The sequence below is a fragment of the Variovorax sp. V118 genome (assembly GCF_041154445.1).
Lineage (GTDB): Bacteria > Pseudomonadota > Gammaproteobacteria > Burkholderiales > Burkholderiaceae_C > Variovorax > Variovorax boronicumulans.
Genome location: NZ_AP028663.1, coordinates 1502629 through 1514843 on the forward strand (window position 1 = coordinate 1502629; position 12215 = coordinate 1514843).

The following is a 12215-nucleotide window of genomic DNA, read 5'->3' on the forward strand; positions in this document are numbered from 1 at the left end:
GGGACATTGTTTTGAAGGCTTGCATCCTGCTTTTATCTCACAACCGCCGCCGCGGCCAGTGCCTTGGGGGAGGGCGCTGCGCATGAGGCTCGCCATCTTCGGTGCCGGTTACGTGGGCCTCAGCTTCGCCGCCTGCATGGCCGAAGCGGGGCACGAGGTGCTGTGTGCGGATGCCGATGCCGGCCGCATCGAAGGGCTGCAGCAGGGCCGGATGCCGCTGCACGAGCCGGGGCTGGAGGCGCTGGTGTCCGCCGGTCTCTCGACGGGGAAGCTGCGCTTCACGGCCGACGAGCGCGCGGCGAGCCTGCACGGCGACGTGCTCTTCATCGTGGTCAACACGCCGGCCGATGCGCAAGGCGATGTCGACCTGCGGCATGTGATGGCCGTGGCCCGCAGCATCGGCCAGCACCGAGACCGCGACGCCGTGGTCGTCTGCAAGTCCACCGCGCCGGTCGGCACCGCGGAGCAGGTCGAGGCCGTGCTGCGCGCGGCGCTTTCGCAGCGCGGTGCGGCACATCGGGTCGCGGTGGCCGTGAACCCCGAATTCCTGCGCGAGGGCTCGGCCGTGCGCGATTGCCGCCAGCCCGACCGCGTGGTGATCGGTGCTGCCGACCCCGCGGCCATCGATCTGCTGACACGGCTCTACGAACCCTTCATGCGCGACCCGGCGAAGCAGCTGCTGGTGATGGACCGGCGCTCCGCCGAGCTCACCAAGTACGCCGCCAACGCGATGCTCGCGACCCGCATCAGCTTCATGAACGAGATGGCGCGCGTGGCCGAGCATGCGGGCGCCGACATCGAGATGGTGCGCCGCGGCATCGGCTCGGACCGGCGCATCGGCCCCGACTTTCTGCAAGCGGGCGCGGGCTATGGCGGCTCGTGCCTGGCGAAGGACGTGCGGGCGCTGCGGCATGCGGCCGATCGCGAGGGGCAGCCGCTGCGCCTCCTCGCGGCCGTCGAGGCGGCGAACCACGAGCAGAAGGGACGCCTCTTCGACCTGATGACGCATCACTTCGAAGGCCGCATCGCGAACAAGACCATCGCCCTCTGGGGCCTGGCCTTCAAGCCCGACACCGACGACATGCGCGATGCGCCGAGCCTCGTGCTGCTGGAGCGCCTGTGGGCGGCGGGCGCGCATGTGCAGGTGCACGACCCGGCGGCGATGCCGAATGCGCGCGCCATCGTCGGCGAGCACGCCGATGTGCGCTGGTGCGAATCGCCCGAAGACGCATTGCAGGGCGCCGACGTGCTGGCGCTCGTGACCGAATGGCCCCTGTTCCGCCGCCCCGATCTGGCGCGCATCGCTAGCACATTGAAGGCGCCCGCGATCTTCGACGGCCGCAACTTCTACGACGCCGCCGAGGTCGAAGCTGCCGGCATCGCGTACTACGGCATCGGGCGCGGCCGGTCAGTGCGGCGCTGACTCGTCGTCCGCAGCGCATGCCGGTCACTTGCCGGCTTTTGATCCACTAAACGTCAACCCCATGTCGGAACGAATCGAACTGAAGCTTGATTGGACAAGAAAACAGGTCCGGCAACTGGCCGCAAACGGCGAGGTGTCCATCCTGCAATTTGCCGCCGCACAGGAGGTACCGCCTTCGCTGCTGGAAATCCTGAACGAAGATCTCTTCAGGGATCGGCCGGACATCACATGGCGGATGTATGGAAGCTACGCGCGTGTGTGCGATCTTTCTTGCCTGAGGCTCATGCCCCATGTCGAAAGATTGAGCCTTGACTGCCTCACCCGGGTCAGCAACACGCATGCCGTAGAGGCCTTGCCGAAGCTGAAGGAGTTCGTCTTTGATGTGTACGAAGCAGATTCACTGGATGTGTTGAGCGCAGTGCCCACAGACCTGCAAAGACTCAGAATCGGCAAGACGAAAACGAAGAAGACCGATCTTTTCGGGCTGGAGCGCTTTTCCCATCTGAGAAAACTCGTTGTTGCCGGCCACACGCGAGGCCTCGAGGTGATTGGAAAGCTGTCAACCTTGAAGGAGGTGTCCCTCATGGGGATGCCTCTGTCGAACCTGGTCTTTCTACGGCATCTGCCCCACCTGCATACGCTTCAACTGGGATTCGGAAGCGCGCAAAACCTGGACACGCTTGCGGGCCTGAACGCCCTGAGACACCTGGCACTGTTGCGGATCAAGGATTTGTCGGACCTGTCGGTCGTCAGCCAACTGGAGGCACTGCAAAGGTTGACCGCGCAAGATCAGCCACACCTTGCCAGCTTGCCCTCGCTGGCTGCGCTCGAGGATCTGGCGCTGATCGTCCTCAACAACGTGGGGCTGAAGGACCTGAGGTGGGTGGCCTCTGCACCGGCGCTCGAAAGCCTGGCCATGTTTCAGATGCCAGCGCTGGCGCACGGTGACATCCAGAGTCTCCTGAGTCAGCCCGGCCCTCTGAGGCGCCTGATGGTGGGGTTGAAAAGCGCCCGCGAGCACAAGCTCGCGCGACAGGCGATCGAGGATTCAGGCCTGTGGGACGATGGCGGATGGTGGCGGTGACATCGCGACCCTTGGCGTCGTCGTCGCATTGAACTGCGAGGTGATGTCTGTACTCGTCAATTCGGAAATGACCTGCATGAGCAGGGCCGCACTGACCGGCTTGGGCATCCCCACTCGCATATTCGGGCCTGCGCTCATTCTCGGCGCGCGTTGCTTTGGCGCACGGCGTGCAGGTACCCGTCCAACGCCAGCAGCACCTCCTCCACCATGACATCCGCGCTCGGCAGGGCGGCACTCACCAGCAGCGTCTGCTTCACCAGCGCATCGACGACGGTGTAGGCGCCGAAGGCCACGCGGGCATCGTGCAGCCCTTCGGGCCAGTCCACCGCGCTCGTCAGCGCCTTGCCGAAGAGGTTGACGTTGTGCTGGTACAGGCGGTTGTAGACGAGCTGCGGCGAGACACGGCGCTCGATGGAGCTCAGCACCCGCCAGCGCCCGCCGCCCTCCAGCATCGTGTGCACCTGGGTCTGCGCCAGCAGACGCGTGATCTCGCGCAGCGTGCGTTGGCCTTCCGCCTGGACGACGTCGTCCACCGCGCTCGACAGCGCGGTCGAGAGCTTGCGCACCCAGGTGCGCACGGTCATGGCCGCGACCGCTTCCTTGCCGGGGAAGTACTGGTAGACGCTGCCGACGCTGACGCCGGCGACGTTGGCGATGTCGCGCATCGACGTCTTTTCGTAGCCCTTTTCCAGCAGCAGGAGCACGAAGGCGTCCTGGATGGCGATGGACGTCATCCATGCGCGTGACTGGGAGGGCTTGCGTCGGGGTTTGAGGGCGGTCGTCATGGCTGAAAAGCGAACACCGGGACGGCGCACGCAAGGAGGAGGGCCTCGTTGCAGAGGGAAATCAACGCCTCGGGGCGCGTCCCGAAAACTGAACATGCCTGCCCGGTCGATTTCCTAGACTTCTTCCAACCCAAGGCAGTCGGTGGCCGCGAGCCCCGAACCTCACTTCAACCCAAGGCCAACGCGCGCACTCGTCATTCTTGCATGTCACCTCCTGCGACCTACAAAGCACCTTTGCGCGAACTGCGCTTCGTCCTGAACGACCTGCTCGGCATCGATGAAGAACTGAAGGCGCTTCGCCTGCCCGGCGCCATCGCCCGCGAAGACATCGACGCGCTGATGGAGGACATGGCGGCCTTCGCCGAAGAGGTGCTCGCACCGCTCAACCAGAGCGCGGACCGCGAAGGCTGCGTCTGGCGCGATGGCGAAGTGGCCACCCCCGGCGGCTTCAAGGCCGCTTACGACATATTCCGGGGCAAGGGCTGGGCCGGCCTGGGCGCGGCGCTCGAACACGGCGGCCGCGCGTGGCCGACGGTGTTGACCCATCTGGTGACGGAGCTGATCGGCTCGGCCAACCATTCCTGGCTGATGTACCACAGCATTTCGCGCGGCGGCTACGAATGCATCCGGGCCAACGGCACGCCCGCGCAGCAGGCGGCGTACCTTCCGCACCTGGCCAGCGGCGCGTGGACCAGCAGCATGTGCATCACCGAGCGCGAGGCCGGCACCGACGTGGGCTTGCTGCGCACGGAGGCCGTTCCCCAGCCGGACGGCGGCTACCGCCTCACCGGTCTCAAGCGCATGGTGACGGCCGCCGAGCACGACCTGGCGGACAACATCGTCCACCTCGTGCTGGCCCGGATCGCGGGTGCGCCCGAGGGCGCGCGGGGGCTTTCGCTGTTCATCGTGCCCCGGCACCTGCCCGGCGCGGCCGAGCGCAACGGCGTGCGCTGCGAAGGGCTCGAGGACAAGATGGGCATCCGCGGCACGCCGACCTGCTGGTTGCGGCTCGACGGTGCGCGCGGCGAATTGCTGAACACCGCCGGCAACGGCCTGGCGGCCATGTTCGTGATGATGAACATCGCCCGCCTGGCCACGGGCATGCAGGGCGTGAACCAGGCCGAGGCGGCCTACCAACTTGCACGCGATCACGCCCGCACGCGGCTGCAGGGACGCGGCTTCGGCGGTGCGCGCAAGCCCGAGGCGCAGCCGGCCGCCGATCCGTTGATCGTGCATGCCGATGTGCGCCGCATGCTGCTGGTGCAGAAGGCCTGGACGGAAGGTTCGCGCGCGCTGGCCTACTGGCTCGCGTTGCAGGTCGATCGCTCGAAGCTCCACCCCGAGCCCTCGGTGCGCCGCGAGGCCGACGAGCTCGTCTCGTTGCTCACGCCGGTGCTCAAGGCTTTCGCGACGGACAACGGCTACGCCAGCACCACCCTGGCACAGCAGGTCATGGGCGGCTGGGGCTACCTGGACGACAGCGGCGTTCACCAGTACCTCCGCGACGTGCGCGTGGGGCAGATCTACGAAGGGGCCAACGGCATCCAGGGCCAGGACCTGCTCGGACGCAAGATCCTCGGCGACGGGGGCGCCAGGCTGCGCAGGTTCATGGACGTGGTGCACAAGGTCCTGGAGAAGAACGAGGCGCATCCGGTGCTGCAGCCGTGGGTGGCGCAGACGCGCTCGCTGTGCGCGCGCCTGGAAGCGCTGGCCCGGCAGCTGATTGCGCGGGCGCCGTCGCACCCCGACCAGGTCGGCGCGTCCGGCCACAGCTGCCTGCGCATCGTCGGCGTGCTGGCACTGGCATGGCAGTGGATCGGCATGGCCTCGATCGCGCAGCGCAGGATCGACGCGCGGCAGTCCGATGGCTTCGACGCTGCCAAGGTGGCCACGGCCCGCTTCTATTTCGCGCACCTGTTTCCTGAGGTCGAGCAGCACCTGCAGGTGGCCGCGCAGGACGACGACGCCGTGATCGCGCTGGACGCCGACTTCTTCTGATCCCGCCGCGCAGCTGCTCCCGGCTGCGCCCAGAACAACACGGGATGCGAAACCCGGCGGCACCGCGTTGCCCGGCCCTGCATCCAACTGGAAAAAGACTTCATGAACCTGATCTCGATGTTCGACGAGAGCGCGTCGCGCTGGCCGACGAAGACGCTGCTGCACTACGGCGACGAAGCCTTCAGCTACGCGCAGATCCAGGCGCTCAGCCGCCGCGCTGCGCAGGTGCTGCGCGACCGGGGCGTGGGGCAGGGCGACCGCGTGGCGCTCATGTGCTTCAACACGCCGTACTTTCTCATCGGCGTGCTGGGCGCGCTGCGCCTGGGCGCGGTCATCGTGCCGGTCAACCACAAGCTGCAGAAGCCCGAGGTCGAGTTCATCCTGCGCCACAGCGCCGCAAGGCTCTGCATCATCGACGTCGCCCTGGGCCCGTTGGCGCAACGCATCGAGACCGAAGCCTGCCTGCTGGGCACCGGCGACGCGGCCGGCGCGGCGGACGTCGGCTTCGATCACTTCGACACGCTGGTGCAGCGCACGGAAGCGGGCGAGCTGCCTGCGCCCGTGGGCGACGAGGCACTGGCGCAGGTGCTCTACACCTCGGGCACCACCGGCCAGCCCAAGGGGTGCCTGCACAGCCATCGCGCGGTCTTCACCACGGCGCTGGTCTGCGCGGCGGCCCTGTCGATGACGCACAACGACCGGATGCTCATCGCCATGCCGATCTGGCATGCGGCGCCGCTCAACAACTGGACCTTCGGGACGCTGCTGATGGGCGGGACGCTGGTCTTCCTGCGCGAGTACGCGCCGCGCGGATTCCTGGAAGCGATCGCGCGGCACCGCGTCACGCTGACCTTCGGCGCGCCCATCGCCTTGCTCGCGCCGCTCGAACTCGCCGACTTCGACCGCCACGACCTGGGCTCGATGCGGCTGTGGATCTACGGCGGCGGTCCGCTGGGCGAGGACATGGCGAAGCGGCTCATGCAGCGCTATCGCACGACGCAGTTCATGCAGGTTTACGGCATGACCGAGATGGGCCCGCTGGGCACCGCGCTGTTCCCGGAGGACGCGCTGCGCAAGGCGGGATCGATCGGCCGCTCCAGCCTGCCGGGCGTGCAGGTGCGCGTGGTCGCCGAGGACGGTGGCGCGACGCCCGCGGGCCAGGTCGGCGAGATCCAGCTGCGCAGCGAAGCCGCCATGCGCGGCTACCTGAACGACGCCGAGGCCACGCGCGCCGCCTACACGCCCGACGGCTGGTACCGAAGCGGCGATCTGGCCCGGGTCGACGAGGACGGCTACTACTACGTGGTGGACCGGCTCAAGGACCTGATCACCACCGGCGGCGAGAACGTGTACTCCAAGGAGGTGGAAGACGCGCTGTCGCCGCATCCCGACCTCGCCGACGTGGCCGTCATCGGCCGCCCGCACCCGGACTGGGGCGAAACCGTGGTGGCGGTCATCGTGCCCCGGTCCGGCCGGCAGCCGGACGTGGAGGCGCTCAAGGCCTTCCTGGCCGACAAGCTGGCCCGCTACAAGATTCCGCGCGAATACGTCTGCGTCGACACGCTGCCGCGCACGCCGTCGGGCAAGTTGCAAAAGCACCTGCTCCGAAAAGACATCGGTGCACCGGCTCCCTCTCTTCTTTCCACTTCCAAGGACATCCACGCATGAACCTGTTCGACCTGAACGGAAAAGTCGCCGTCGTGACCGGTGCCAGCCGCGGCATCGGCCGCGCCACCGCCGAGCATCTGGCGCTGCTCGGGGCCAAAGTCTGTGTTTCCAGCCGGCGGCTCGAAGCCTGCGAGGAGGTGGCCGAGGGCATCCGCGCGCAAGGCGGGCAGGCCTTTGCCTGCCAGGCCAGCATCTCGCAGCCCGAGGAGCTGCGCGCGATGGTGGCGCAGGTGCGCGAGCGCTTCGGCCCCATCGACATCCTGGTCTGCAATGCGGCCACCAACCCGCACTACGGGCCGCTGGCCGAGATCGCGGACGAGATGTTCATGAAGATCGTGCGCAACAACGTGCTGAGCAATCTCTGGCTGGCCAACCTCGTTCGGCCTGACATGCAGGCCAGGGGCAGCGGCGCCATCGTGATCGTCTCGTCCATCGCGGGCCTGCAGGGCTCTTCGACGATCGGCGCCTACGGGTTGTCCAAGGCCGGCGACATGCAATTGGCCCGCGACCTGGCGGTCGAGTGGGGCCCGCAGGGCATTCGCGTCAACTGCATCGCGCCGGGCCTGATCGACACCAAGATGGCCGGCATGCTGCTCGCGGACCCCGAGATCCAGTCGTTCACGCAGAAGAAATTGCCGTTGCGGCGCGTCGGGCAGCCGCAGGAGATCGCCGGCGCCATCGCGTTCCTGGCATCGCCCGCAGCCGCGTTCGTGACCGGCCAGACGCTCGTCGCCGACGGCGGCGCCGTCATCGTCTGAACACCCATCGATCGACATCCACACGAGGAGACTTACCGTGAGCCTGACAAAGACCATCGCCGCGCCGATGCTGTGCATCGCCCTGGCCGCCAGCGCCCAACCCGTGCAGACCGTGAAGATCGCCACGCTCGACATGCTGTCGGGGCCGATGGCCGGCCTGGGACAGAACGTGTTGAAGAGCTTCCAGTACGCGGCGCGGGTCGCGAACGAGGAGAAGTGGGCGGGGCCCTACCAGTTCGAGATCGTTCCCTTCGACAACAAGCTCTCGCCGCAGGAGGCCGTGGCGCTGCTCGGCACGGTCGTGGCCAAGGACATCCGCTATGTGGTCCAGGGCGCGAGCTCGTCCAGCGTGGGCATCGCATTGGGCGAGGCCATCGACAAGCACAACGCCCGCAATCCGGGCAAGGAGATCGTGTTCCTGAACTACGCGTCGCAGGCGCCGGTGCTCACGAACGAGAAGTGCAGCTACTGGCACTTCCGCACCGACGCCCACTCGGACATGAAAGTCGATGCGCTCACCACCTACCTGGCCGGCCGCAAGGACATCCGCAAGATTCACCTGCTCAATCCCAACTACGCCTACGGGCAGGACACGGCGCGCGCATCGCGCGAGTCGCTCGCGCGCAAGCGCGCCGACATCGAGATCGTGGGCGACGACCTGCACCCGACCGCGCAGGTGAAGGACTTCGCGCCCTACATGGTCAAGATCCGCCAGTCCGGCGCCGACGCGGTGATCACGGCCAGCTCGGGCTCCGACCTGGCGCTCATCGTGCGCGCGGCCAACGACTTCGGGCTGAAGGTCGACTTCTACACCTTCAACGGCAGCAACTACGGTGTGCCCGGCACCATCGGCGCGACGGGCGAGGGCCGCGTCAAGCTGGTCTCGACCTTCAACCCCAATGACCCCGGTGCGAAGAGCTCGGCGGTGCTGGGCAACTTCAAGAAGCAGTTCGGCGAGGACTTCATCAACGGCATGGGCTACAACGCCGTCGTCGCGCTGTCCGGCGCCATCCGCAGCGCGAAGTCCGCCGAACCGGCGAAGGTGGCCGCCCAGCTCGAGGGCCTGCGCTTCGAGGGCATCAACGGCCCCGTGGTGCTGCGCAAGTCCGACCACCAGGCCCAGCAGGCGATGTTCGTCCAGAGCTGGGAGAAGGTCGACGGCGCGGCCGTCCGCTACGACCAGGAAGGCACCGGATTCGGCTGGAAGCAGATCGCGAGCGTGGACGCCAAGGCGGCCGAGCAGCCCACGACCTGCCGCATGAAGAGGCCCTTGTGACCGCACGACGGCGCGAGGCGTTCGCCCCGGCACCATGACCACCATCTACATCGACGAAAGCGGCCACAGTGGCGACATGGTCGGCAGCGGCACGGGCTACGACTTCAAGCGGCAGCCCTACTTTGCATTGGCGGGCGTCGGGCTGCAGGACGAAGAGGAGTGGGATGAGCGCCTCCAGGCGTTGCGCGATCGCCATCGCATTCCCTCGGGCGAACCCGGTGCCCGATTGCTGGCATCCAGGCCGGAGTTCTCCGCGGCCGTGATCCACGCCTTGCTCGACCGGCGGGCCCCGCTGTTCGTCGAGCTGGTCGACAAGCGCTACTTCATCTGCTCCTGCATCACGTCGTTCCAGCTGCTGCCGTCCTGCCTGGGCTACCCCGAGTCGATGCGGCTCGACTTCCTCAGGAATGCCGTCGCGGATTTTCTGCACGTCCATGCCGATACGCAGGTGCTGGACAGCTTCGTCGCGTCCTGCCTGACGCCGGAGGCCGGGACGCTTCACGCATCGTTTGCCAGCCTGCGCGAGCTGGCCACGCACACCGCCGAGGAGGAGGAAGAGGCCGCGGCGCAGGTCGCGAAAGGGTTCGGCCGCATCGTCGAAGCCGCGAACACCGAGTACCACGCGCTGAGCGAGGCCCAGCATCAGCCCTGGCTGGAGTTTCTTCCGCCGCCCGAGCTCAACACGTCGTCGACGCAGGCCTGGACGCTGCCGAACCTGACGTCGTTCATGCGCATCTACGCCCGGATCCATCTCTACTACCGGCACTGCCTGGCCGATGTCCGGCTGGTGCACGACCAGAATTTCGAGGTGCAGCGCATCCTGGGGCAGGGGAAGGCCGCCGCCGAAGGACCGGACCGTGCGATGGAACTGCTGTGCACGCCCCCGTCCGACCACCGCTTCGAAGAAGTGGCCGCCCTCGATTTCAGGCAGTCGCACGAAGCGGCCGGCGTGCAGATGGCCGAGGTGGTGGCGGGCGCCACGATGCGCTTCTTTCGTGACCTGCACACAGGCAGATGCGTGTGCCCCGAACTGCGCGAGGCCATGATGCGGTTGATCTCCGAAGGGGACGAGCGCACGGGGTACGGCCTCAAGCAGGTGGTGCCGACCCGCCAGGTTCGCATCGGTGCCGAAGCAGCGTGGGCCTGAGCGGACGATCGCGTTTTGTTGACCGCCGACGCGGAACCTTCGGGCGGGCAGGGCCTCCTATCTGGCTTCTCCGCTTCTTTCCCCACCCCCTGTCGCCCGATGAATGAAATCCGCAATGCCGCCGCCGAGCTCGCTCTTTTTCGCCGCCGCGTGGTGGTGGTCGGTTGCGCGGTGCTGTTCGGATTCGGACTGATCGGCGCGCGGCTGGTCTACCTGCAGGTGGTGCGCCATGAAACGCTGGCGGACCGGGCCGAGAGCAATCGCACCGCGATCGTTCCCGTGGTTCCCAACCGCGGGCAGATCCTGGACCGCAACGGCGTGGTGCTGGCGTCCAACTACGCCGCCTACACGCTGGAGATCACGCCGTCGAAGGTGGGCGACATCGCCACGGTCGTCGACGAGCTGGGCGAGCTGCTCGAAGTGACGCCCAGGGACCGCCGCCGCTTCCAGCGCCTGCGCGAAGATTCGCGCAGCTTCGACTCCCTGCCCATCCGCACCCGCCTGAGCGACGAAGAGGTGGCGCGCTTCGCGGCGCAGCGCTACCGCTTCCCCGGCGTGGAAATCCGGGCGCGGCTGTTTCGCACCTACCCGCACGGCGAGGTGGGCGCGCACGTGATCGGCTACATCGGGCGCATCAACCAGCGCGAGAAGACCGCGATGGACGACTGGGAGGAAGACGAGCGCGCCAACTACCGGGGCACCGACTACATCGGCAAGGTCGGCATCGAGCAGAGCTACGAAAAGGCGCTGCACGGCCAGACCGGCGTGGAGCAGATGGAAACCTCGGCCGGCGGACACGCGGTGCGCCGCCTGTCGCGCCACCCCGCCAGGCCGGGCCAGACGGTGATGCTGTCGCTCGACATCAAGCTGCAGAAGCTCGTGGAAGACATGTTCGGCGAACGCCGGGGCGCGCTCGTGGCCATCGACCCGAAGACTGGCGAGGTGCTGGCCTTCGTGAGCAAGCCCACCTTCGATCCCAACCTGTTCGTCGAGGGCATCGACACCGAGAACTGGAAGGCGCTGACCGAGTCGCCCGACAACCCGTTGCTCAACCGCGCGCTGCGCGGCACCTACCCGCCGGGCTCCACCTACAAGCCCTTCATGGCGATGGCGGCGCTGCAGACCGGCAAGCGCAGCGCCGAGAAGGTGGAGAACGACCCGGGCTTCTACAACTTCGGCGGGCGCACCTTCCGCAGCCACCGGGGCGGGCTGGGCGGCGTCGACATGCACCGCGCCATCCAGTTTTCAAGCAACACGTACTTCTATTCGCTGGCCGCCGAGATGGGCGTCGACCTGATCCATGACTTCATGGCGCCCCTGGGCTTCGGGCAGTTCACCGGCATCGACCTGCAGGGCGAGTCGCGCGGCGTGCTGCCCAGCAGGGCGTGGAAGCGCGCGGCCTACCGGCGCGCCGACATGAAGACCTGGCACCCGGGCGAGACGATCTCGCTGGGCATCGGCCAGGGCTACAACAGCTTCACGATGCTGCAGCTGGCCTCGGCCAATGCCACGCTGGCCAACGGCGGTGTGCGCTACCAGCCGCACCTGGTGCGGGCCATCCGCGACACGTCGACCGGCGAGGTGGTGCGGCAGGTCCAGCCGCCGGCCCAGGACCTGGGCTATGCGCGCAAGCACGTCGAGGTGGTGCGCGACGCGATGGTGGCGGTCACCAAGGGCGGCACCGGCACACGCGTGTTCGCGGGCGCGGCGTACACCTCGGCCGGCAAGACCGGCACCTCGCAGGCCGTGGGCCTGAGCCCGAAGGCGCGCGCGAGCGGCAAGGCCCTGGAAGCGCGCCAGCGCGACCACGCGCTGTACATGGCATTCGCCCCGGCCGAGGACCCGACCATCGCGGTGGCCGCGATCGTCGAGAACGCGGGCTTCGGCGCGGCGCACGCGGCGCCGATCGTGCGGCGGGTGTTCGACTACTGGATTGCGGGGCAGTACCCCAACGACGCCGACATGGCGGCGGTGCAGGTGGGGAAGGCCGGCGCGCCCATCGGCCAACCGCTGGTGGCCAGCGAGGTGCCGGTGCTGGACGACGGTGCGCAGGGGGATGAGGCTGGGGTGCTTTGA

9 protein-coding genes are annotated in these 12215 nt (G+C 67.7%); 8 read left to right on the top strand and 1 reads right to left on the bottom strand.

Going from position 1 to position 12215, the window contains the following annotated elements:
* The first annotated feature begins 82 nt into the window (after nt 1-82).
* Nucleotides 83-1423, top strand: coding sequence for a UDP-glucose/GDP-mannose dehydrogenase family protein (locus ACAM52_RS06905; RefSeq protein ID WP_369646514.1), 1341 nt, complete (start codon nt 83-85; stop codon nt 1421-1423).
* Nucleotides 1424-1484: 61 nt separating this feature from the next.
* Entirely contained in the window at nt 1485-2507 is a 1023-nt protein-coding gene (locus ACAM52_RS06910) for a hypothetical protein (protein WP_369646515.1), read from the top strand.
* Nucleotides 2508-2641: 134 nt separating this feature from the next.
* Here the strand turns inward: ACAM52_RS06910 and ACAM52_RS06915 are convergent, their stop codons facing one another.
* Nucleotides 2642-3292 carry a TetR/AcrR family transcriptional regulator gene (locus ACAM52_RS06915; RefSeq protein ID WP_218005382.1) on the bottom strand — a complete coding sequence of 217 codons (651 nt, stop codon included), beginning with the start codon at nt 3290-3292 and terminating at the stop codon, nt 2642-2644.
* A 234-nt stretch (nt 3293-3526) separates the two neighbouring features.
* Between ACAM52_RS06915 and ACAM52_RS06920 the strand changes: the two genes are divergently transcribed.
* The 6 genes from ACAM52_RS06920 (at nt 3527) to mrdA (ending at nt 12215) form a co-directional block, all read left to right on the top strand.
* The gene (locus ACAM52_RS06920) at nt 3527-5290 is read left to right on the top strand and encodes an acyl-CoA dehydrogenase C-terminal domain-containing protein (protein ID WP_369646516.1); all 1764 of its coding nucleotides are present in this window, start codon (nt 3527-3529) and stop codon (nt 5288-5290) included.
* Between the two features lie 102 nt (nt 5291-5392).
* Complete coding sequence (locus ACAM52_RS06925) at nt 5393-6958, top strand: class I adenylate-forming enzyme family protein (protein ID WP_369646517.1); 1566 nt, start codon at nt 5393-5395, stop codon at nt 6956-6958.
* Nucleotides 6955-7716 carry an SDR family NAD(P)-dependent oxidoreductase gene (locus tag ACAM52_RS06930; RefSeq protein WP_369646518.1) on the top strand — a complete coding sequence of 254 codons (762 nt, stop codon included), beginning with the start codon at nt 6955-6957 and terminating at the stop codon, nt 7714-7716. Before ACAM52_RS06925 ends, ACAM52_RS06930 begins: the two co-directional genes overlap by 4 nt.
* Nucleotides 7717-7753: 37 nt before the next feature.
* Nucleotides 7754-8992 (top strand): branched-chain amino acid ABC transporter substrate-binding protein, encoded by a 1239-nt coding sequence (locus ACAM52_RS06935; protein WP_369646519.1) that lies wholly within the window; start codon nt 7754-7756, stop codon nt 8990-8992.
* Between the two features lie 34 nt (nt 8993-9026).
* On the top strand, nt 9027-10139 hold the full coding sequence (locus ACAM52_RS06940) for a DUF3800 domain-containing protein (protein WP_369646520.1): 1113 nt from the start codon (nt 9027-9029) through the stop codon (nt 10137-10139).
* A 99-nt stretch (nt 10140-10238) separates the two neighbouring features.
* Nucleotides 10239-12215: a penicillin-binding protein 2 gene (mrdA, locus tag ACAM52_RS06945; protein ID WP_369646521.1), complete on the top strand. Its 1977-nt coding sequence runs from the start codon at nt 10239-10241 to the stop codon at nt 12213-12215.

Coding starts and splice junctions, on each gene's coding strand:
- ACAM52_RS06905 (WP_369646514.1), top strand. CDS start 83: ATGAGGCTCGCCATCTTCGGTGCCGGTTACGTGGGCCTCAGCTTCGCC.
- ACAM52_RS06910 (WP_369646515.1), top strand. CDS start 1,485: ATGTCGGAACGAATCGAACTGAAGCTTGATTGGACAAGAAAACAGGTC.
- ACAM52_RS06915 (WP_218005382.1), bottom strand. CDS start 3,292: ATGACGACCGCCCTCAAACCCCGACGCAAGCCCTCCCAGTCACGCGCA.
- ACAM52_RS06925 (WP_369646517.1), top strand. CDS start 5,393: ATGAACCTGATCTCGATGTTCGACGAGAGCGCGTCGCGCTGGCCGACG.
- ACAM52_RS06930 (WP_369646518.1), top strand. CDS start 6,955: ATGAACCTGTTCGACCTGAACGGAAAAGTCGCCGTCGTGACCGGTGCC.
- ACAM52_RS06940 (WP_369646520.1), top strand. CDS start 9,027: ATGACCACCATCTACATCGACGAAAGCGGCCACAGTGGCGACATGGTC.
- mrdA (WP_369646521.1), top strand. CDS start 10,239: ATGAATGAAATCCGCAATGCCGCCGCCGAGCTCGCTCTTTTTCGCCGC.